At 61.3% G+C, this 20,846-nt stretch carries 19 protein-coding genes; 10 read left to right on the forward strand and 9 right to left on the reverse strand.

What is annotated here, in order from left to right:
- Positions 1–9: 9 nt before the first annotated feature.
- Positions 10–849 (reverse strand): oxidoreductase, encoded by an 840-nt coding sequence (locus ACL2XP_RS21335; protein ID WP_413735179.1) that lies wholly within the window; start codon positions 847–849, stop codon positions 10–12.
- 197 nt (positions 850–1,046) lie between these two features.
- Here ACL2XP_RS21335 and ACL2XP_RS21340 point away from each other — a divergent pair, with 197 nt between their 5' ends.
- A complete protein-coding gene (locus ACL2XP_RS21340; RefSeq protein ID WP_413735180.1) occupies positions 1,047–2,009 on the forward strand; it encodes an AraC family transcriptional regulator in 963 nt (320 codons plus the stop codon).
- Between the two features lie 13 nt (positions 2,010–2,022).
- On the opposite strand, the gene fhuB is transcribed toward ACL2XP_RS21340, so the two are convergent.
- From fhuB to hrpB, 6 genes are all read right to left on the reverse strand, one after another.
- Complete coding sequence (gene fhuB, locus ACL2XP_RS21345; RefSeq protein ID WP_413735181.1) at positions 2,023–4,011, reverse strand: Fe(3+)-hydroxamate ABC transporter permease FhuB; 1,989 nt, start codon at positions 4,009–4,011, stop codon at positions 2,023–2,025.
- 73 nt (positions 4,012–4,084) lie between these two features.
- Complete coding sequence (gene fhuD / locus ACL2XP_RS21350) at positions 4,085–4,984, reverse strand: Fe(3+)-hydroxamate ABC transporter substrate-binding protein FhuD (RefSeq protein WP_413735183.1); 900 nt, start codon at positions 4,982–4,984, stop codon at positions 4,085–4,087.
- A complete protein-coding gene (gene fhuC / locus ACL2XP_RS21355) occupies positions 4,984–5,817 on the reverse strand; it encodes a Fe3+-hydroxamate ABC transporter ATP-binding protein FhuC (protein ID WP_413735184.1) in 834 nt (277 codons plus the stop codon). Before fhuC ends, fhuD begins: the two co-directional genes overlap by 1 nt.
- A gap of 24 nt (positions 5,818–5,841) precedes the next feature.
- Positions 5,842–6,639 carry a hypothetical protein gene (locus ACL2XP_RS21360; RefSeq protein ID WP_413735186.1) on the reverse strand — a complete coding sequence of 266 codons (798 nt, stop codon included), beginning with the start codon at positions 6,637–6,639 and terminating at the stop codon, positions 5,842–5,844.
- A gap of 74 nt (positions 6,640–6,713) precedes the next feature.
- A complete protein-coding gene (gene mrcB, locus ACL2XP_RS21365; protein WP_413735187.1) occupies positions 6,714–9,230 on the reverse strand; it encodes a bifunctional glycosyl transferase/transpeptidase in 2,517 nt (838 codons plus the stop codon).
- An 83-nt stretch (positions 9,231–9,313) separates the two neighbouring features.
- Entirely contained in the window at positions 9,314–11,755 is a 2,442-nt protein-coding gene (hrpB, locus tag ACL2XP_RS21370; RefSeq protein ID WP_413735188.1) for an ATP-dependent helicase HrpB, read from the reverse strand.
- 100 nt (positions 11,756–11,855) lie between these two features.
- On the opposite strand from hrpB, the gene thpR reads away from it, so the two are divergent.
- From thpR to panD, 9 genes are all read left to right on the forward strand, one after another.
- Positions 11,856–12,401, forward strand: coding sequence for an RNA 2',3'-cyclic phosphodiesterase (gene thpR, locus ACL2XP_RS21375; protein WP_413735189.1), 546 nt, complete (start codon positions 11,856–11,858; stop codon positions 12,399–12,401).
- Positions 12,402–12,412: 11 nt separating this feature from the next.
- The gene (gene sfsA, locus ACL2XP_RS21380; protein ID WP_413735191.1) at positions 12,413–13,120 is read left to right on the forward strand and encodes a DNA/RNA nuclease SfsA; all 708 of its coding nucleotides are present in this window, start codon (positions 12,413–12,415) and stop codon (positions 13,118–13,120) included.
- Between the two features lie 194 nt (positions 13,121–13,314).
- A complete protein-coding gene (gene dksA / locus ACL2XP_RS21385) occupies positions 13,315–13,770 on the forward strand; it encodes an RNA polymerase-binding protein DksA (RefSeq protein WP_413735192.1) in 456 nt (151 codons plus the stop codon).
- An 84-nt stretch (positions 13,771–13,854) separates the two neighbouring features.
- The gene (gene gluQRS, locus ACL2XP_RS21390; protein WP_413735193.1) at positions 13,855–14,763 is read left to right on the forward strand and encodes a tRNA glutamyl-Q(34) synthetase GluQRS; all 909 of its coding nucleotides are present in this window, start codon (positions 13,855–13,857) and stop codon (positions 14,761–14,763) included.
- A gap of 66 nt (positions 14,764–14,829) precedes the next feature.
- The gene (pcnB, locus tag ACL2XP_RS21395; RefSeq protein ID WP_413739249.1) at positions 14,830–16,251 is read left to right on the forward strand and encodes a polynucleotide adenylyltransferase PcnB; all 1,422 of its coding nucleotides are present in this window, start codon (positions 14,830–14,832) and stop codon (positions 16,249–16,251) included.
- A 3-nt stretch (positions 16,252–16,254) separates the two neighbouring features.
- The gene (gene folK, locus ACL2XP_RS21400; protein WP_413735195.1) at positions 16,255–16,761 is read left to right on the forward strand and encodes a 2-amino-4-hydroxy-6-hydroxymethyldihydropteridine diphosphokinase; all 507 of its coding nucleotides are present in this window, start codon (positions 16,255–16,257) and stop codon (positions 16,759–16,761) included.
- 187 nt (positions 16,762–16,948) lie between these two features.
- Positions 16,949–17,743, forward strand: a complete 795-nt coding sequence (gene panB, locus ACL2XP_RS21405) for a 3-methyl-2-oxobutanoate hydroxymethyltransferase (protein ID WP_413739250.1) — start codon at positions 16,949–16,951, stop codon at positions 17,741–17,743.
- Positions 17,744–17,760: 17 nt separating this feature from the next.
- Positions 17,761–18,615, forward strand: coding sequence for a pantoate--beta-alanine ligase (panC, locus tag ACL2XP_RS21410; RefSeq protein WP_413735196.1), 855 nt, complete (start codon positions 17,761–17,763; stop codon positions 18,613–18,615).
- 68 nt (positions 18,616–18,683) lie between these two features.
- Complete coding sequence (panD, locus tag ACL2XP_RS21415) at positions 18,684–19,064, forward strand: aspartate 1-decarboxylase (protein ID WP_413735198.1); 381 nt, start codon at positions 18,684–18,686, stop codon at positions 19,062–19,064.
- Between the two features lie 65 nt (positions 19,065–19,129).
- Here the strand turns inward: panD and ACL2XP_RS21420 are convergent, their stop codons facing one another.
- Both ACL2XP_RS21420 and ACL2XP_RS21425 read right to left on the reverse strand, forming a co-directional pair.
- The gene (locus ACL2XP_RS21420) at positions 19,130–19,900 is read right to left on the reverse strand and encodes an ABC transporter permease (RefSeq protein WP_413735200.1); all 771 of its coding nucleotides are present in this window, start codon (positions 19,898–19,900) and stop codon (positions 19,130–19,132) included.
- Positions 19,897–20,832 carry an ABC transporter ATP-binding protein gene (locus ACL2XP_RS21425; RefSeq protein ID WP_413735202.1) on the reverse strand — a complete coding sequence of 312 codons (936 nt, stop codon included), beginning with the start codon at positions 20,830–20,832 and terminating at the stop codon, positions 19,897–19,899. Before ACL2XP_RS21425 ends, ACL2XP_RS21420 begins: the two co-directional genes overlap by 4 nt.
- Positions 20,833–20,846: the final 14 nt, after the last annotated feature.

Consider the following 20,846-nt stretch of genomic DNA (forward strand, 5'->3'; position numbering starts at 1 on the left):
AGGATGCCCTTATCCCTGGCCGTCGGTGGAGCGCGTAAGGTCTTCCCAGGCGTCGATTTCCAGCGCGCAGTCCGCGAGCTTATTACGCACCAGCGCCAGCGCATCGCTGCCCAGCAGCAGATGGGCCGGCGGCTGCGCGTGGCCGATAATGGTCAAGATCGCCCTGGCGGCTCGATCGGGATCGCCAAGCTGCCTGCCGTTTTTTTCTTCCCGGCCCTTTCTGATCGGATCAAACAGGCTATCGTAATCCGCAATGCTTCTGGGTGAACGCACCATCGAACGTCCCGCCCAATCGGTACGAAACGATCCCGGCGCGACGGCGGTCACGGCGATACCAAACGGCTTGAGTTCCTTGCCCAGCACTTCGGATATGCCCTCCAGCGCAAACTTACTGCCGCAATAGAACGCAATGCCGGGCATGGTGATAAACCCGCCCATCGACGTAATATTGATAATATGTCCGCGCCGCCGCTCGCGCATAAAGGGCAAGATGGCCTGGGTTACGGCCACCGCCCCGAAGACATTGACATCGAACTGGCGGCGCATCTCATCCAGGGTCGACTCTTCAAAAACGCCCTCGTGCCCATAGCCGGCATTATTCACCAGCACGTCGATCGGTCCCAGCGCCGACTCGATTTCCCGTACCGCGGGCAGGATACGATCGAAGTCGGTCACGTCCAGAATGCGGCCAAAGGCGTTGACCGGATGTAGCGCTTCCAGCTCCCGCCGCGCCGCTTCGCTGCGCACGGTGCCCACCACCCGGTAGCCGCCGGCCAGGGCAGCGATGGCCAGCGCGCGGCCAAATCCGCTGCTCGCGCCGGTTATAAGCAAGGTTTTTATTGCAGACATAAGATTGCCTCGTTGAATCAGTGATTGTGTGGATTAACGCCCGTAGCGGCGTACCGGCTTGAGAATAAGCAGGCACAGGGATGGTAGCCCCGCGGCGGCTGAATGCGGATATCGGTTACTCTGAATATCTTGCCTGATTCTATGACTGTGTTATCCCGGCTGACTCTTTATGGCATAATCAATGCCGAATACTCTGAATGGGGATCAAGCACGTGGAGAATGGCGATAAGGATACCGGCGCGGCCCAGCGGCGCATTGTGTCGCTGCTGACCGCGCTGGCGCCTCGGGAAGGGTACAACCTCACGGCGCTGCCGGGTGTCCGGTTGCTGCGGTCCAATCGCCCGCTTAGCCGCACCCCGGTACTGTACGATCCGGGTATAGTGATTGTTTGCCAGGGCCGCAAACGCGGCTGGTTCGGCCAGCGGCTTTATCTGTACGATGAGCAGCACTATCTCGCGGTTTCGGTGCCGGTCCCCTTTACCATGGAAACCGATGCCAGCGAGCAGGAACCGCTGCTGGCGATTTATATGCATCTTGATTTTACCGTCGCCGCCGATCTGCTGTTAGAGATCGATCGGCGGGACGGCGGCTGCGAAGCCGTGCCCATGGGGATGATATCGACGCGGATGGATCGCTCGTTCAGCGAGTCCGTACTGCGCCTGCTGGAAGCGATCGGCCGGCCGCTGGAGGCCGAAATTCTGGGTCCGGCGCTGGTGCGTGAACTTTATTTTCGGGTATTGACCGGGGAACAGGGCGGCGCGATGCGCTCGGCGCTGACGATGCGGGGGCAGTTCGGCAAAATCGCCAAAGCCATCCGCCGCATCCACGCCGCCTATGCTACGGAGCTGGACGTGGAGCAACTGGCTGGGGAAGCGGGCATGAGCCTACCGACATTCTTCAGTCATTTCAAAGCGGTGACTCAAACCTCGCCCATGCAGTACCTTAAATCAACGCGTCTGCATCAGGCGCGCCTGCTTATGGCGCGCAATCATATGACCGCGGCGACGGCGTCCCTGGCCGTGGGTTATGAAAGCGCATCGCAGTTCAGCCGCGAATTTAAGCGGTTGTTCGGACGCAGCCCCACCGAGGAGGTGAAACGCATGCAGGCGAATTTTGCCGTGCCGCCGTCATCCCCTTCCCTTTTTGTGTCGTCGCACTAAATCCGGCCGCGCCTCAGCGTCCCTGCCGGCGCAGCAAAAAGATAAAATACGGTGCGCCGATAAAGGTTGCCAGCAACCCCGCGGGGATTTGGTTGGGGAACATCACCATCCTGCCGCACCAGTCGGCAAACAGCATTAACGCGCCGCCGATCAGGGCGGCCGCGATGGTTTGCGGTATGGCTTTACGCAGTCCCAGCATCCGCGCCATATGCGGCGCCATCAGTCCGACGAAACTCAGCGGGCCGACGGTCAGGGTCGCCCCGGCGGTGAGTATCGCCGCCAGCAGCAAAAGAACCAGGCGCGCCCGCAGCAGCGGCAGGCCCAGTCCGCGGGCGGTCACGCCTCCCAGCGGCAATACCGCCAGCCAGCGGCGGCACAGCGGGATCAACATCAGCATCACCAGCGCGGTAACGGCGCTGGCGATGGCCTGGGATGCCCGCACGCCGTAGGTGGAGCCGGATATCCAGGCCAGCAATCCGCCCAGGCGGGGGTCGCCGCTAATCAGCAGCAACGTAATCAGAGTGGTAAAGGCGGTGCCCAGGGCGATGCCCGCCAGCAGCATACGCTGAGGGGAAAAATGCCGCCGGCCGGCCACCAGCATAATGATCGCCAGCGTCAGCGCGGCCCCCAGGCTGCCCGCCGGCAACAGCCAGATAGCGGCGTCGCCCGGTACCATAAACATCGCCAGCACCACGGCGGAGGCGGCACCGGCGCTGATCCCCAGCACTTCGGGACTGCCCATGGGGTTGGCGGTCAGTTTTTGGATCAGGGTGCCGGCGGCGGCCAGCATCATCCCGGCGCTTAATGCCGCCAGCATGCGCGGCCAGCGCCAGGGCAACAGGCGCAGCAGGTCGTCGCCCCCGGCCCAGGACCAGCCGTGGCTATTACGGCCCAGCATCAGGCTGATAACCATGCCGGCCAGCAATATCAGCAGCCCCGCCCCGCGCCAAAGCGCCGGATAAGCGCTCGCCGTGCGGGGCGGACGTTGATTGTCATCCACCAGCGGCGCCGCGGTATGGCGCAGGCGCGGCAGCAGCCAAAGCAGGACCGGGGCGCCAATCAGCGCGGTCGCCGCGCCGGTGGGGACGTCCCGCCACACCTGGGCCAGCCAGACCATGACCTGATCGGTGAACCACAGCAGCAAAGCGCCGATCGCCGGAGCCAGCAACAGGCGGTGCAGCAATCGCCGAGCGCCGAGCAGTTTTGCCAGCAACGGCCCGAACAGGCCGATAAATCCGACGATGCCCACCGCGCTGACCAGTTGGGCGCTCAGGAAAATCGCCAGACCCAGCGCCGCCAGCCGCGCCGCGGAAAGCCCGAGCCCCAGATTACGCGCCACCCCGTCGTCCACCCCCAGCAGGGTCATGGGCCGGATCAACAGCAGGGCCAGCAGCAGCGAGACGCCCAGGCGCGGCAGCAGGAAGCGCACGCCGTGCCAATCATGCTGGTTCAGCGCCCCGCTGCTCCATAAAAACAGGTTTTCCAATTGCTGATAATGAAACAGCGCCACCAGATTATTTACCGCGCTGCAATAGAGGCTCAGCACCAATCCCGCCAGGATCAGGGTGACCGGCGACATGCGTTTGCCCCAGGCTATCCCGAACACCAGCACGCCGATGACCAGCGCACCGGCCATCGCCGCCAACTGCTGGGTTATTTCCCCGCCCGGCAGCAGCCACAGGGTGGCGGCAGTCACCCCCAATTGGGCGCCGCTGGATACACCGAGCGTCGAGGGTTCTGCCAGGGGATTACGCAATACTTGTTGGAATAGCACCCCGGCCAAGGCCAGGCCGGCGCCGACCAGCAGCGAAATCGCCAGCCGCGGCAGGGTGCCATAGTAAAAAATGATTTGGCGGATATCCAGCGCGTCCGGGCGGCGCAGCGCCCCGGACCATAAATCCACCGGCAGTACCTGGCGGACGTTATATAAACTGAGCGCCAGAGCGGCCAGCGCCAGGGCGCCCAGCAGCACGGCGGGCAAGACGATTTTACGCGGGTTCATAAACAGATATCCGGCCGGTAGCACGCCATTGGGGCGCAAAGGAGGAGTTGCCGGTACGTAAGGAGGCGGGCCGTCACCATTGGGGTTCCACCTGCCGCAGCATGCGGCAAAAACGCAGGGCGGACAGGGTGGCGCCGTAAATCCAGATGGCCGGCACCGTTTGCCAGCGGTGCGCCCGTACGAAAGGGATAGCCTGCCACAGCGGGGTAGCGGATACCCGCGCGATCGTGGCGCCGTCGCCGTGATTAAGGCAAATCGCCCGCGCCGCGGGCAGCATCGCCAGGCGTTCGATGCCCACCACCGCGGTGCCCCAGAAATTGGTTTCCCCCTCCCAGGCATTGGCGATATCCAACCGGTCCATCACCTGTCCGAAGATGCTGCTTTTACCGATAATCAGGGCATGGTTCTCATCCATCAGGGAAAATATCAGCAGCGGTTGCCGCCGGTAGGAGGCCAGCGCCTCTTTGGCGGCGGCCAGTTCCCGATCGAACGCCGCCAGATGAGCCTGGGCCGCAGCCGGTATGCCCAGGCGCTCGGCCAGGTCGGTGAGTCCGGCGCAGGTCACGGTCAAAGGCTGGCGGCTGTCATCGGTAAATTTAAAGCCCATGGCGGGGGCGATGGCGTTCAGTTGTCCCGGGCTCGGGCCGTAGCCCTGGGAGTAGAGAATGAGATCCGGCCTGAGCTCGGTGATGAACTCCAGGTTGGGTTCGGTGCGCTGGCCCACATCAATGATATGCGCCGGCAGTACCGGTTCCTGCACCCATAAACGGTAATCAACGGTACCGGCGACGCCCAGCGGCGTGACGCCCAGCGCGTAGAGCAGTTCCACCGGCAGCCATTCCAGGGCGATGATGCGTCGGCTACCGCCCGGCGCCCCGGCACGGGCCATGTGGCCGTAAAATAACGGCGATAATAACAGGGCCGCCAGTAAGCGTCGCCGTTGCAGGTCCGTACCTGAATTCAGACGACGCATCAAATCACAAAGCTCACCGGTGCGCCGCCACTCGGATGGGGCAGGATACCCATGGGAATGCCGTAGATTTTTTCCAGCACTTCGCCGCGCATAAGTTCCTGCGGCGATCCCTGGGCGATAATGGCGCCGTTGCGCAGCGCGGCCAGGGAGTCGCAATAGCGCGCCGCCATATTGATATCATGCAGTACGGCGATAACCGTCAGGCCGCGCTGGCGGCTCATGCGTTTAATCAGCGCCAGCACTTCAACCTGATGGGCGATGTCCAGGGCCGAGGTGGGTTCATCGAGCAGCAGGCAGCGGCTGTCCTGCGCCACGGTCATGGCCAGCCAGGCGCGCTGGCGCTCGCCGCCGGAGAGGCTGTCCACCAGCCGCTGGGCAAAGGGTTGCAGTCCCACCAGTTCGATGGCTTCATCCACATGCTGGCGATCGGCGCTGCCAAAACGGCCCAGCGCGCCGTGCCAGGGGTAACGTCCCAGGGCGACCAGTTCGCGCACCGTCATGCCTTCCGCCGCCGGCAGTTGTTGCGGCAGGTAGGCCACTTGCCGGGCATAGGCTTTGCTTTCCCAGTCCGCCAGCGGTTTGCCGTTAAGCCGCGCCACGCCGCCGCTGGCCTCATGATGGCGTCCCAGGATTTTCAGCAGGGTGGATTTGCCCGAACCATTATGGCCAATCAGGCCGCAGACTTTGCCCTGGGGGAAGGTAAAGGAGAGGGGTTGGAGCAGTACCCGTCCCGGGACCGAAAAGCTCACGTCTTCCAAAGCGAAGGTGGCGTTGGGCGCTGTGGCGGCGGTGGTCGCCGCAGTTGTGGCTGGAGGTGTCGCGGTCTGTTGCATAAGCCCAATGAAAGCAAATGATAATTATTCAAAGAAGCAATGATAGGCGGAAGGGAACGGCCACTGCAAGGGGAATTCGTGGTTAGGACCGCGATCGATAAAAACCCCCTCGGCATGTTCCCCCTTTGACTGGTTCGCTGCGGGTCCGGGTGTTGGCGGGTCTACCATGCCGTGGGGCGCTCGGGCGGGCAGGAAAACCATGCCCGCTTCGACCCCATCGGCATGCTCCCCCTTTAACAGGGCCTGCTGCGGGGCCGGTGTCGGCGGGTCTACCATGCCGTGGGGCGCTCGGGCGGGCAGGAAAACCATGCCCGCTTCGACCCCATCGGCATGCTCCCCCTTTGACAGGACCCGCTGTGAGACCGGGTGATGGCGAGCATACCGCGCCAAGGGGCGTTCCGGCGGCCAGGAAAACCATGCCCGCTTCGACCCCATCGGCATGTTCCCCCTTTGACAGGTTCGCTGCGGGGCCGGTGTTGGCGGGTCTACCATGCCGTGGGGCGCTCGGGCGGGCAGGAAAACCATGCCCGCTTCGGCCCCATCGGCATGATCCCCCTTTGACAGGGCCCGCTGCGGGGCCGGTGTCGGCGGGTCTACCATGCCGTGGGGCGCTCGGGCGGGCAGGAAAACCATGCCCGCTTCGGCCCCATCGGCATGCTCCCCCTTTAACAGGGCCCGCTGCGGGTTCGGTGTCGGCGGGTCTACCATGCCGTGGGGCGCTCGGGCGGGCAGGAAAACCATGCCCGCTTCGACCCCATCGGCATGCTCCCCCTTTGACAGGGCTCGCTGTGAGACCGGGTGATGGCGAGCATACCGCGCCAAGGGGCGCTCCGGCACGGTCTCCCTTTAACAGGCTCGCTGCGGGCCGGTGTCGGCGGGGTTAGCGCGCGACGTTTTTATTTGCCGAACATGTCTTTAATCCACCCCGCGACGCCGTCGCTGCTTTCCTGCGGCGGCTGCTGGGCCGGCTGCTGCTGTTCGGCGCCTTGATCCGCCGGCTGTTGCTGTATCGGCTGGCTGGCCTGGCATAACGATTCGGGACTGTCGGTCCAGACCGGTATGACGCGCATGTTGCTGTCGCTGTTGCAGACGAAATTGCCGGCATAATCAATGGACATCTGATTGATGCCTTCCGGCGGGATGACGTTGAGCGCTAGCGGCGGCTGGTTTTCCAGGTAGCGGCGATAGAGGGTCAACGCGCCGTTGGCCCCGGTCAGTTTGGCCGGACCGTTGTTATCGCGCCCTACCCAGCTGATGGTGACTTCTTTGCCGTCCACGCCGGCAAACCAGCTGTCCCGCAGGTCGTTGGTGGTGCCGGTTTTACCCGCCAGGTGGAAATTGGGGAATTTCACCGCCAGGGAACGGGAGGTGCCGCGCGCCACGACTTGCTGCATGCCGTAGAGCGTGAGGTAGGCCGCCTGTGCCGGCACGACCCGTTCCGCCTGCGGGAAGCTTTGGTAAAGCACTTTACCGTCTTCGCTCATTACCGAGCGCACCGAAGAAAGCGGGGCGCGGTTGCCGCCGCCGGCGATGGACTGGTACTCCTGCGCCACTTCCATGGGCGTGAGGCTGATGGCCCCGAGCAGCATGGCCGGCACCGGGTTAATCACCTCTTTGGGAATGCCCAGTTTTTGCAGCGTGTTGCTGATATCCGGCAGGCCCACCGACAGGCCCAGGTTAACGGTGGGCACGTTGAGGGAGTTGGCCAGCGCGTCCACCAGCATCACTTTGCCGCGGAACTGGCGGTCATAGTTTTTCGGCGCCCAGAGGCTGCCGTTGGGCTGTTTGAGCGAAATGGGCTCATCGGCAATCCAGGTATTAAGGCGATATTTATCCGGCTGGCTCAGGGCGGTCAGGTAGGTGGCGGGTTTGGCCAGGGAACCCACCGGGCGGCGCGCCTGCATGGCCCGGTTAAAGCCGGCGAATTGCGGCTGGGAGCCGCCGACCATGGCGCGGATTTCGCCGCTGAAACGGTCCACGACCACCATCGCGGCTTCCAGATCGCTGACTCCGCGTCCGGCGCGCAGGGCGGGAACGCCGTCCTCCACCGCTTTTTCCGCCGCATCCTGCGAGATCGGATCGAGGGTGGTGTAGATTTTCACCCCTGAGAGATCGTTAATTTTATCCCCCAGTTTTTGCTGCAGTTCCTGGCGCACCATCTGCATAAAGGCCGGTTGGGGGGTAATCACCCCGCCGCGAGGCTGTACGCCCAGCGGCCGGGCGCTTAGCATATTATAAAGATCGGCGTCTATAACCTGCTGGTTCTGCAGGAGTTTCAGCACCAGGTTGCGGCGTTCCAGCGCCAGTTGCGGGTTGCGCCACGGGTTATACAGCGATGCTCCCTTCACCATGCCCACCAGCATGGCCTGCTGATCCAGGCTCAGCTCATCCACCGGCCGGCCGAAATAGTAGAGGCTGGCCAAGGGGAAACCGCGGATTTGCTCGCTGCCGCTCTGCCCGAGGTAGACCTCGTTCAAATAGAGCTCAAGGATGCGATCCTTGCTGTAGCGGTAATCGAGGATCAGGGCCATATAGGCTTCATTGATCTTGCGCCACAAAGAGCGTTCGTTGGTCAAAAACAGGTTTTTCACCAACTGCTGGGTCAGGGTGCTGCCTCCCTGCACCGCGCGTCCGGCGGTGATATTGGCCAGGAATGCGCGGCCGATGGAGCTGATGCTGATGCCGTCATGCTGATAAAAATGGCGATCCTCGGTGGCGATCAGGGTGTCCACCAATAAATCGGGGAACCCGGCGCGCGGCACAAACAGCCGCTGCTCGCCGTTAGGGGATTGCAGCATGGTGATTAGCCGGGGATCGAGGCGGAAAAAGCCGAAATTGCGCTGGGTCTCCTGGTTTTCAATCTGCACCAGCTTATCGCGATCGAACGTCAGCACGGCGTGGATCTGCCCTTCTTTGCCGTCGGGGAAATCAAACGGCCGGCGCAGCATATCGATGCTATTGGCCCGCACGGTAAATTCGCCCGGCCGGGTGATCTTGGTCACCTGGCGATATTGCATGCCTTCGAGCAAATTGACCATTTCGCTTTTGTTATAGGGCATCCCCGGCTCAAGGTTGACCATGCGGCCATAGACCGCCGCCGGCAATTGCCATACTTTGCCGTCGATGCGGCTACGTACCTGCGCGTCGAGATAAACGCCGTAGATCACCAGCAAAATCACCAAGACGATGAAAATTTTGATCAATAATCCCAGCAGGCGCCGCTTTTTCTTGGGCGGGCGTGATTTTCCTTTACGCGGCGGCATTGGCGTTTCCTCTTGGTCTTCGGCATCATCCCGATCGTCATATTCATCGTAGTCGTCATTCCGGTGACGTCGTACCGGCGGTTTATTGGTCACTTTACGGCCAGACGGTCTTCCATGACGTCCAATAGGTTCGCGATCATCCCCAGACATCGTTGTCATTCTCCATACTACCGACGGATTCCCCGCCCACTTTGTCCCTCAGCCAAACTATGCGGAAGAGGAAACCTCTGAAATCATTGCTGCTGATACTTCTTGGTACGCCGGGTCGGTACCGCCTGGGCCGGATTATCCGGCCAAACGTGCTTGGGGTAACGCCCTTTCATCTCTTTTTGCACCTCGCGGTAGGCGCCCTGCCAAAATGCCGCCAGATCGCGGGTAATCTGCAACGGATGCCGGGCGGGCGACAACAGCTCCAGCACCAGGGCGACGCGGCCTTCCGCCAGCATGGGGCTACGCTGCTCGCCGAACATTTCCTGCATCCTGACCGCCAGCACCGGCGGTTCGCCGTGCTGATAACGCACCGGCAGGCGGCTGCCGGTGGGCACAGTGTAGTGGCTGGGCAGCGCACTATCCAGTCGTTGGCGCAGCGACCAGTCCAACAGCCGCAGCAGGGCGTCTTCCAGATTGACCTGGCGCAGGGCGCGCACATCATGCACCCCTTGCAGAGAAGGCTGTAGCCACAGCGGCAACGTCGCCAGCAGCGCGGCGTCGTCCACCGCCGGCCAATCGACTTCCGGCAGCCAGTCGCGGGCGCATAGCAGCCGTTGACGCAGTTGCTGAGACGCGGCATCCCAGTTCAGCACCGTCAGGCCCTGCTCGCCGATCCAACCTATCAGCGCCTGCTGCATCAGTTCGGCCGACGGTTTGGCCTGCGGTTGCTCGCGCAGCACCAACTGTCCCAGTTGTTCACGTTTAAGTACCCGCAGGGCGCCCTTGCCCTCATCCCAGCGCATGGCGGTGGTGACGGTCAGCCAATGGGGATAGTCGGCGGCCAGCGCCGCGATATCCAGCGGCAGCGCCAGGCGAATGCTGGCGTCCGGGCTGTTGGCCAACTGCATCAGGCCCGGCGCGATCAGCCATTCGGCGGCGGATAACGCCTCCTCGGGGGGCAGCGCGGCGCCCAGGCCATTGGCCAATTGGTAGCGGCCGGCGGCGTCGCGCCGGCGGGCGATGCGATCCCGGAATCCCCAGGCCAGCAGCGCGGGCGCCAGGGCGCCGTCGGGCGCGTCCCAGCGGGGAGAGAGCCGTTTAGCCAACTGCCTGGCGCGGCGCAGCCAGTGGGGCAACGGGTGCGCCAGGTGATCGCGCAAGTCGGGCGAACCCGTGCGCGGCGGCTCTTCCAGGATGGCCGCCAACAACGCCGCGGTGGCCAAGCCGCGATCGTTATCCCGCGCATGGCACAGCATGGCCGCCAGACGCGGATCGCAGCCCAGGCGGCCCATGGCGCGTCCGGCGGACGTCAAGCGGCCCGACTTATCAATGGCGTCCAGCTGGAGCAAGGTCCCGCGGGCGGCGGCCAGCAGTGGCCCGGACGGCGGGTCGAGCCAGCAAAGCTGCTGCGCATCGTTACAACCCCACAGCAACAATTCGAGACATAAACCGCTTAGATCGCTTTGCATGATTTCCGGCTGGCCGTGTTCCGGCGCGCGCTCGGCCTGGGCCTGGCTAAATAAATGCCAGCAGACGCCCGGGGTCAGCCGCCCCGCGCGGCCGGCGCGCTGCACCATGGACGCCTGGCTGATGCGCTGGGTTTTCAGCCGGCTCAGGCCGCTGCGGGCGTCAAATTCGCTTACCCGCTCCAGCCCGCTGTCCACCACCAGCCGGATGCCTTCGATGGTCAGGCTGGTTTCGGCGATATTGGTGGCCAGCACCACTTTACGCCGGCCGTCCGCCGCAGGCCTGATGGCCCGCTGCTGCTCGTCCAGGGACAAGGCGCCATACAGCGGGCACAGATCCACATCGTCCCCCACCCGGGCGCCGAGCAAGGCCAATACCCGGCGGATTTCGCCGACGCCGGGTAAAAACAGCAGCAATGAACCGGGATGGGACGACAACATCCGGGAGACCGCGGCGGCGATGGCCGGCTCAATGCGGCCCTGGGCAGGCAGCGGATGATAGGCGCGCTCCACCGGGAAACTGCGGCCGACCGAGTGGATTACGGGGGCATGGGGCAGCAGCGTCATCAGGCGGCGATCGTCGAGGGTCGCCGACATGATCAGCACCCGTAAATCCTCGCGCAGCCCCTGCTGGACATCCAGCAGCAGCGCCAGCGCCAGGTCCGCCTGCAGGCTGCGTTCGTGGAACTCGTCAAGGATCACCAACGAGACGCCGGACAGTTCCGGGTCCTGCTGCAACATGCGCGTCAGTATGCCCTCGGTCACCACCTCCAGCCGCGTACCGGGGCCGCAGCAACTTTCGGCGCGCATACGGTAACCCACGGTCTGGCCAGGCGCCTCTCCCAGTTGCTGGGCCAGGCGCAGCGCGACGTTTTTGGTGGCCAGGCGGCGCGGTTCGAGCATCAGCACCCGCCCCGGCAGGCCGCCGCGCCGCAGGATCTCCAGCGGCAGCCAGGTGGATTTGCCGGCGCCGGTGGGCGCGTGCAGCAGTATCTGCGGAGCGCTTTGCAACGCGGTAAGCAACTCATCGACTACGGCACTGACCGGTAATGACGCCACGACATCTCCGTAAAAGGTTAACATTCTGGGGCGGGCATTGTAGCATCGGTTAATGCCGGCCGCGATTTTTGGCCAATATAATACTCAGTTAGGACGCCCCATGACCGTTACCCGCCGTCTGTTTTTCGCCGTAACGTTACCCGAGGCCCTCCGCCGGCGGGTGGTGGACTGGCGCGCCGGGCAGTTTCCCGTGGAAGCCGGCCGGCCGGTGGCGGCGGACAATTTGCATCTGACCCTGGCGTTCCTGGGCGACGTCAGCGCCAATAAAGAGCAGGCTTTTCGCAGCGCTGCCACCCGATTGCAACAAAAGGCCTTTACCCTCACCTTCGACGATTGCGGACAGTGGCCGGGTGCGGGGGTGGTATGGCTCGGCATGCGCCGCGCGCCGCGCGGGCTGTTGCAGCTAGCGCAGTGGCTGCGCTCGCAGGCGGCCCGCAACGGCTGCTACCAAAGCCCGCTGCCCTTTCATCCGCATGTCACGCTGCTGCGCCAGGCGTATAAAGCGGTCGCGCTGCCGCCGGGCACGCCCGGGTGGGATATGGCGGTCGATCGTTTCGGCCTGTATGCCTCGCGGTTTGACAATGGCCGTACGCGTTATATGCTACTGGACAGTTGGCCGCTGGCCGCACGCCCTGAAGGGCTTTGACCGGGATAATTATGGAATTCAGCCCTGCATTAAAATCCGCCCGCCTGATCCAGCGCTATAAGCGGTTTCTGGCGGATGTGATTACGCCGGGGGGCGAGGAATTGACCATCCATTGCGCCAATACCGGCGCCATGACCGGCTGCGCCGTGCCGGGCGATACGGTATGGTACTCGACGTCGGATAACCGCAAGCGCCGTTATCCCCATAGTTGGGAACTAACCGAGACCGCCCATGGTCAATGGATAGGCGTAAATACGCTGCGCGCCAATGGCTTGGTAGGCGAGGCGCTGCTGGCTGGCGCCATTCCCGAACTGGCCGGTTATGAGACTCTGAAGGCGGAAGTGCGCTATGGCGCAGAAAATAGTCGTATAGATTGGTTATTAGCAGCGGAAAATCGTGCCAACTGCTATATTGAGGTGAAATCCGTCACATTGCTGCAACAGGAATCAGGTTATTTTCCTGATGCGGTAACGTTACGCGGACAAAAACATTTACGAGAATTACAAGCAATGGCGGAAATGGGCCAGCGTGCCGTGTTATTTTTTGCGGTGTTGCATTCCGGCATCACCCGGGTGGCACCCGCCCGGCACATTGATCCCCATTATGCTGATTTGGTATTGCAGGCGCAGCGCAGTGGCGTGGAAATACTTTGTTATGGCGCGCAATTATCACCTGGCGGTATTAGGCTACAGAGTTCTTTGCCGTTATTAATTTCGTAGGCGGTTTTTTTGGATAATGGGTAAAATAGCCCGTTTTTCCTCGGTTTAACCGCTCGCTGAATACGCCTTTCTTCACACTCTTGTCAAGTGGGCGTCAGGAATAATTGCCAAGCGTAACGCCATCTGTTATTTATAGCGGCCTGTTTTTTCCCCACGTTGGGGATCGATAGTGCGTGTTATGAAGGAGAAGCAACATGCAAGAAGGGCAAGACCGTAAGACATCCTCCTTGAGCATTCTCGCCATCGCCGGGGTGGAACCGTACCAGCAGAAGCCGGGCGAAGAGTATATGAACGCAGCCCAGTTGCTGCATTTCCGCCGCATCCTGGATGCATGGCGCAATCAGCTCAGGGACGAAGTGGGTCGTACCGTTTCTCATATGCAGGACGAAGCGGCCAACTTCCCTGACCCGGTGGACCGCGCCGCGCAGGAAGAGGAATTCAGCCTCGAACTGCGTAACCGCGACCGGGAACGAAAATTAATCAAGAAGATCGAAAAAACGCTGAAGAAAGTGGAAGACAAAGATTTTGGCTACTGCGACTCATGCGGCGTAGAGATCGGTATTCGCCGCCTGGAAGCGCGGCCGACCGCCGATTTATGCATTGATTGCAAGACCCTGGCTGAAATCCGCGAAAAGCAGATGGCCGGGTAAAAATCAATCCGGATCGCCGCGATGCCGCTCATGGAACAGAGCGTTGGCATCGCGGTATCCGTACGGATTCGCCTTTCCTGATTTATGCCTGCACACAGCGCTTATATGGGGCGTTTCGCCCCCTCGCCTTCGGGCGCCCTACATTTTGGCTCCCTGGTCGCCGCGCTGGGAAGCTATCTCCAGGCCCGCGCATCGCGCGGGTACTGGCACGTGCGCATTGAAGATCTCGATCCCCCGCGCGAAGTGCCCGGCGCCGCCGATGTTATACTGCATCAATTAACCCATTACGGTCTGCACTGGGATGGTCCGGTAATCTACCAGTCCCGGCGCCACCAGGCCTACCAGGATGTCCTGGCGGATCTGGCCCGCCGCGGGCTCAGTTATTATTGCGACTGCACCCGCAGCCGGATACAGGAAATCGGCGGCCGCTACGACGGCCATTGCCGCCAGCGCGGACTGCAGGCGCAGGGCGCCGCCCTGCGCCTGCGCCAGACCCGGCCGGTACTGCATTTTCACGATCGCCTGCGCGGCGACATTCATGCCGACCCGGCGCTGGCGCGGGAAGATTTTACTATCCGCCGCCGCGACGGGCTGTTCGCCTATAACCTGGCGGTCGTGGTGGACGACGCGGCGCTCGGCGTGACGGAAGTGGTGCGCGGCGCGGATTTAATCGAGCCGACCGTTCGCCAGTTGGCACTCTACCGGCAATTGGGTTATAAAGAACCGGGATATATGCATTTACCGCTGGCGTTAACCCCGGCGGGCACCAAATTATCCAAGCAGAACCATGCGCCGGAGTTGCCATGGGGCGATCCCCGCCCGGCGCTTGCCGAGGCGTTAGTTTTTTTAAATCAACCGCTAGCGCAAGGGTGGCGGGATTTGACCCTTGAGAGTATGTTAGACTGGGCCATTACGCATTGGTCCCTGGCTTCCATACCGATTTTGCCATCGAGCACGACACATACTCCTCCATTCTCAAAAGATGCGGGGTGAGCGGCGAGCTATAAATAGCCGCTGTTTTTAGTTGCTCCTGTTTATTTGTAACTATTGAGGTGTACTATTTTTACCCGAGTAGCCAACTTCTGCCGTAAGGTGTTGAACCGTGAAGTCGCGGAAACGGCACCAGAGGATAGACGCCCTTTGACGATTATCCCGCGCGACCAGCACTCAATCTCCCGCAAGGAGATCAGTGAGAATGCACTGAAGGTGCTTTACCGTTTGAATAAAGCGGGATACGAAGCCTATCTGGTCGGCGGCGGCGTACGCGACCTGCTGCTGGGTAGAAAGCCAAAGGATTTTGATATCACCACCAATGCCACCCCCGAGCAGATGCGCAAGCTGTTCCGCAACTGCCGCCTGGTGGGCCGACGCTTTCGCCTGGCCCACGTGATGTTCGGGCCGGAAATCATTGAGGTGGCGACTTTCCGCGGCCATCATCTTACCCAGGTCGCGGACGATAACGACGCCGGATCGGCGGTGCAGGCCCCGGCTCCGGTAGCGGCCCTGCAAGGGCAAAACGGCATGCTGCTGCGCGACAATATCTTCGGTTCCATCGAAGAAGACGCCCAGCGCCGCGACTTTACGATTAACAGCCTGTATTACAGCGTAGCCGATTTTACCGTGCGCGATTACACCGGCGGCATGCGCGATTTACAAGACGGCATCATTCGCCTGATTGGCGACCCCGAGACCCGTTACCGGGAAGACCCGGTGCGCATGCTGCGGGCGGTGCGTTTCGCCGCCAAAATGAATATGAGCGTCGAGGCGGCCACCGCCGAACCTATTCCCCGCCTGGCGTCGCTGCTGCACGATATCCCCGCCGCGCGCCTGTTTGAAGAATCCCTGAAGCTGCTGCAGGCCGGTTATGGCGAACCCACTTATCGCCTGCTGTGCGAATACCAGCTGTTCCAACCGATGTTCCCGCTGATTAGCCGTAACTTCACCCCGGAAGGTGATAGTTATATGGAACGCATGGTTACCCAGGTGCTGAAAAACACCGATCGGCGCATCCATGACGACATGCGGGTCAATCCGGCATTCCTGTTCTCCGCCATGCTCTGGTACCCGCTGCTGGAACAGGCGCAAAAGCTGGCGCAGGAAGGCGGGCTGACCTACTTTGACGCATTTTCGCTGGCGCTGAATGATATCCTCGACGAGCAGTGCCGCTCGCTGGCCATCCCTAAACGCCTCACCACGCTGATGCGCGATATCTGGCAGCTCCAGCTGCGCCTGTCCCGCCGGCAGGGCAAACGCGCCTTTAAGCTGATGGAACATCCCAAATTCCGCGCGGCCTACGATCTGCTGGCGCTGCGCGCCGAAGTGGAAAACAACGCCGAATTGCAGCGCCTGACCCAGTGGTGGGGCGAATTCCAGGTGGCCGCGCCGCCGCGGCAAAAAAACCTGCTGACGACCCTGGGCGACGATGCTCCGGCGCGTCCGCGCCGTCCGCGCCGCCGTACGCCCCACCGCGATCCGGCGTAAAGCATGACGCAAGTCTGGCTGGCCATCGGCAGCAACCTTGAGCAACCGCTTAATCAGGTGGACGCCGCGTTAAGCGCCCTGGGCCGCCTGCCCCGGACCCGCCTGATCGCCTGTTCATCCTATTACCGCAGCCGTCCGCTGGGGCCGCAGGACCAGCCGGATTACCTCAATGCGGTCGCCGCCCTGGAGACCGAGCTGCCGCCCGAACAACTGCTCGATGGCACCCAGGATATCGAACGCCGGCAGGGCCGGGTGCGCAAGGCCAACCGCTGGGGACCGCGCACCCTGGATCTTGATATCCTGCTGTTTGGCGACCTGACGCTACACACCGAGCGGCTCACCGTGCCCCACTACGATATGAAGAACCGCGAATTCATGCTTTATCCCCTGGCCGAACTGGCGCCCGATCTGGTTTTCCCCGACGGCGAAGCCCTGGCCGAACGGCTGCGCCGGGTGCCGCGCAACGGCATGACCTTATGGGACGGGCAGCAGCGGCCGCGCCGCTGGTAATCGCCCTTTATTACGCCCTGCCCGCAGCACGTTTTATGCATACAAAGCTATCCCCCTCCTCCCGCTTCCATTAGAATAATGCGCCATTACGTGACAATGGCATGACATCGCTGGCGCTACGTCCAGGGTACAATGCGACGCTGGGCCGCCAGGCCACGAGAAAATGACCGCCAAGACCGAGGTTGTGATGAAAATGACCACTATTTCCCAGTTGCGCGCCTGGAAACAGCAGCAACGCAAGTTCGCCTCGATTACCGCCTATGACGCCAGCTTTGCCCGCCTGTTTGAACAGGAAGGCATGCAGGTGATGCTGGTAGGGGACTCGCTGGGCATGACCATGCAGGGCCACGGGTCCACGCTGCCGGTCACGCTGGATGAGATTGCCTACCATACCCGCAGCGTGCGCCGCGGGGCGCCGCAGTGCCTGCTGCTCGCCGACCTGCCGTTTATGACCTATGCCACCCCTATCCAGGCCTACGAGAGCGCCGCCGCCCTGATGCGTGCCGGCGCCAATATGGTGAAGCTGGAGGGCGGCAGTTGGCTGGCGGAAACCGTGCGGGGCTTGACCGAACGGGCGGTGCCGGTCTGCGGTCATCTGGGTTTGACGCCGCAGTCGGTGAATATTTTCGGCGGTTACAAAGTACAGGGCCGCGATGATGAGAGCGCTGAGCGGCTGCTGCAGGATGCCCTGGCCCTCGAACGCGCCGGCGCGCAGCTGCTGGTGCTGGAGTGCGTGCCGGTCTCTTTGGCGCAGCGCGTCACCGAAGCATTGGCCATCCCGACCATCGGCATCGGCGCCGGTAATGTTACCGATGGGCAAATACTGGTCATGCAGGATGCGCTGGGCATCACCGGCCAGGGTACCCCGAAATTCGTCAAGAACTTTCTGGCCCAGGGGGGAGATGTTCGCGCCGCCGTGCGCTTGTACATCGACGACGTCGAACAGGGCCGGTTCCCCGCCCCGGAGCATAGCTTCCAGTAATAAACAGGAGAGATGGCGTGTTGATTATCGAAACTCCGCCGATATTGCGGCAAACCGTTAAGCAGTGGCGGCAGGACGGTAAACGTATCGCATTGGTGCCCACCATGGGTAATCTGCATGACGGCCATATGTCCCTGGTGGACGAGGCCCGCGCCCGCGCCGATATTGTTATCGTGAGTATTTTTGTCAATCCGATGCAGTTCGATCGGCCGGAGGATTTAGCCGCTTATCCGCACAGCCTGCAGGAAGATTGTGAAAAACTCACGCGCCGCGGCGTGGATACGGTGTTTGCTCCGGCGGCGGAGGTGATTTATCCCCAGGGGCTTGCCGATCAGACCTATGTGGATGTCCCGCGTTTTTCCGGTATTCTGGAGGGGGCCATCCGCCCCGGCCATTTCCGGGGCGTGGCGACCATTGTCAGTAAACTATTCAATCTGGTGCAGCCGGACCTCGCCTGTTTTGGCCAGAAGGATTACCAGCAGCTGTCGCTGATTCGCCAGATGGTGGCGGATATGGGATACGATATCGAAATTATCGGCGTGCCCACGGTCCGGGCCGGCGACGGGTTGGCGCTGAGCTCGCGCAACGGTTATCTTACCGCGCAAGAACGGCAACTGGCGCCGCGGCTGCATCAGGTGCTTGAACAGGTAATAACCCGGCTCAAGAGCGGAGAGCGGCATATCGAGACCCTGCTGGAGCAGGCGGCGGAAGACCTGGCGCAGGGCGGGCTGAAACCCGACGCGCTGGACATCCGCGATGCCTATACCCTGCAACCGCTGAACGTCGATAGCACCAGGGCGGTGGTACTGGTTTCCGCCTGGCTGGGCAAAGCGCGGTTAATTGATAACGCACAGGTCGATCTAACCCTGTAACGGGGGCGGTCGGCAGGGTTTATTCTATTCTCGGCTCCCCGTGGGGAAAGGGTCAAAGGTTTAACGTTATGCTACGTACTATGTTAAGAGGTAAGCTGCATCGGGTCCATGTTACCCAGGCAGATCTGCATTACGAGGGTTCCTGCGCCATCGATCAGGATTTTCTCGATGCCGCGGGCATTCTGGAATATGAAGCCATTGATATTTACAACGTCGATAACGGGCAACGCTTTTCCACCTATGCCATCGCCGCCGAACGCGGTTCGCGCATTATCTCGGTTAACGGCGCGGCGGCCCGCTGCGCCTGCGTCGGCGACTTGCTGATTATCTGCGCCTATGTGCAAATGCCGGACGAAGAGGCGCAACGCCATCAGCCCAAAGTGGCTTACTTCGAGGGCGACAACCTATTGAAACGCACCGCCAAGGCCGTGCCGGTGCAGATAGCCTAAACGCCGGCATCCCCTGCCGGGCCGGCCGCCGCCCCTATCCATGGGAATGGCCGCCGGCTTGGTAGCTAGGTACGCAGACCGCTGCCACGCTGGATCAAATACCAGCACAGCGCATAAAATACCGCGATGAATACCAGCAGCACCGACAAGGTAAACACCAGCGGCACATCGCTGATCCCCAGGAACCCAAAACGAAAACCGCTGATCATATACACGATCGGATTAAGCTTGGACACCGCCTGCCAAATGGGCGGCAACAGCGTCAGCGAGTAAAACACCCCGCCCAGATAGGTTAGCGGCGTCAGGACAAACGTCGGGATCAGGCTGATATCGTCAAAACTTTTGGCGAATACCGCGTTAAGCAGCCCGGCCAGGGAAAACAGCACCGCGGTCAGCACCAGGGTGACGGTTACCACCCACCATGAATGCACATGGAACGGCACGAAAAACAGCGAAATCGCGGTGACCAGGATGCCGACGCAAATCCCCCGCGCCACCCCGCCGCCGACATAACCGGCGATGATCACATGGGTCGGCACCGGCGCCACCAGCAGTTCTTCGATATTACGCTGGAACTTGGCGCTGAAAAACGATGAGGCGACATTGGTATAGGCATTGGTAATCACCGCCATCATGATCAATCCCGGCACGATAAATTGCATATAAGAAAAACCATGCATTTCACCGATGCGCGAACCGATAAGATTGCCGAAAATAATAAAATACAGCGCCATGGTGATCACCGGCGGCACCAAGGTTTGAATCCAGATCCGGCCAAAGCGGTTGATCTCTTTACGCCAGATACTTTTTAAGGCAACCCAATATAGCCGCATCATAGGTGATCCCTCTTGCTGGCCCGATCGTCTTTGACCAGGGTGACAAATAATTCTTCCAGCCGGTTGGCCTTATTGCGCATGCTCAGCACTTGTACTCCCTGGGCGCTCAGTTGGCTGAACAAACTATTCAGTCCCTGTTCGCGCATCACTTCAACTTCGAGGGTGCTGGTATCAAGCAACAGACTGCGATAACCCTGCAATTTTGGCAGCGGGCTTTTGACCGCCAAATCCAAAATAAACGTTTCGGATTTCAATTTGGACAACAGCAGGCGCATCGAGGTGTTTTCCACCAGCTCGCCATTTTGGATAATGCCGATATTGCGGCACAGCATTTCCGCTTCTTCCAAATAATGGGTGGTGAGGATAATCGTCGTGCCGCTGCTGTTCAAATCGCGTAGAAAACCCCACATGGAGCGGCGCAGTTCGATATCCACCCCGGCGGTGGGTTCATCAAGAATTAACAGTTTGGGTTCATGCATCAGCGCGCGGGCAATCATCAGCCGGCGTTTCATCCCGCCGGATAACATGCGCGCGCGTTCGCCGCGCTTGGTCCATAAATCCAGTTGCTTGAGATATTTTTCCGCACGTTGTTGCGCGATCTTATGCTCCACGCCGTAATACCCGGCCTGGTGCACCACAATCTGTTCGACGGTTTCAAACGGATTAAAATTAAACTCTTGCGGCACCAGGCCCAGTTGCCGTTTGGCATTTACGATATCTTTGTCGATATCGTAGCCAAATACCCGGGCCTTGCCGGATGTTTTATTCACTAGCGCACTGATGATGCCTATGGTGGTGGATTTACCTGCTCCGTTAGGGCCCAGCAGCGCGTAAAAATCCCCGGCTTCCACATTCAGATCGATCCCTTTTAGCGCCTGTACGCCTCCTGCGTAGGTCTTGGTCAACTTCTCCAACTCCAATGCATATGTCATATGTAACGGGTTAC

The organism is Sodalis sp. RH21, from assembly GCF_047324175.1.
Taxonomy (GTDB): domain Bacteria; phylum Pseudomonadota; class Gammaproteobacteria; order Enterobacterales; family Enterobacteriaceae; genus Acerihabitans.

Coding starts and splice junctions, on each gene's coding strand:
- panD (WP_413735198.1), top strand. CDS start 18,684: ATGCTACGTACTATGTTAAGAGGTAAGCTGCATCGGGTCCATGTTACC.
- ACL2XP_RS21425 (WP_413735202.1), bottom strand. CDS start 20,832: ATGACATATGCATTGGAGTTGGAGAAGTTGACCAAGACCTACGCAGGA.
- panB (WP_413739250.1), top strand. CDS start 16,949: ATGAAAATGACCACTATTTCCCAGTTGCGCGCCTGGAAACAGCAGCAA.
- dksA (WP_413735192.1), top strand. CDS start 13,315: ATGCAAGAAGGGCAAGACCGTAAGACATCCTCCTTGAGCATTCTCGCC.
- fhuC (WP_413735184.1), bottom strand. CDS start 5,817: ATGCAACAGACCGCGACACCTCCAGCCACAACTGCGGCGACCACCGCC.
- ACL2XP_RS21420 (WP_413735200.1), bottom strand. CDS start 19,900: ATGATGCGGCTATATTGGGTTGCCTTAAAAAGTATCTGGCGTAAAGAG.
- gluQRS (WP_413735193.1), top strand. CDS start 13,855: ATGCCTGCACACAGCGCTTATATGGGGCGTTTCGCCCCCTCGCCTTCG.
- mrcB (WP_413735187.1), bottom strand. CDS start 9,230: ATGTCTGGGGATGATCGCGAACCTATTGGACGTCATGGAAGACCGTCT.
- ACL2XP_RS21335 (WP_413735179.1), bottom strand. CDS start 849: ATGTCTGCAATAAAAACCTTGCTTATAACCGGCGCGAGCAGCGGATTT.
- sfsA (WP_413735191.1), top strand. CDS start 12,413: ATGGAATTCAGCCCTGCATTAAAATCCGCCCGCCTGATCCAGCGCTAT.
- fhuB (WP_413735181.1), bottom strand. CDS start 4,011: ATGAACCCGCGTAAAATCGTCTTGCCCGCCGTGCTGCTGGGCGCCCTG.
- folK (WP_413735195.1), top strand. CDS start 16,255: ATGACGCAAGTCTGGCTGGCCATCGGCAGCAACCTTGAGCAACCGCTT.
- thpR (WP_413735189.1), top strand. CDS start 11,856: ATGACCGTTACCCGCCGTCTGTTTTTCGCCGTAACGTTACCCGAGGCC.
- ACL2XP_RS21340 (WP_413735180.1), top strand. CDS start 1,047: ATGGGGATCAAGCACGTGGAGAATGGCGATAAGGATACCGGCGCGGCC.
- fhuD (WP_413735183.1), bottom strand. CDS start 4,984: ATGCGTCGTCTGAATTCAGGTACGGACCTGCAACGGCGACGCTTACTG.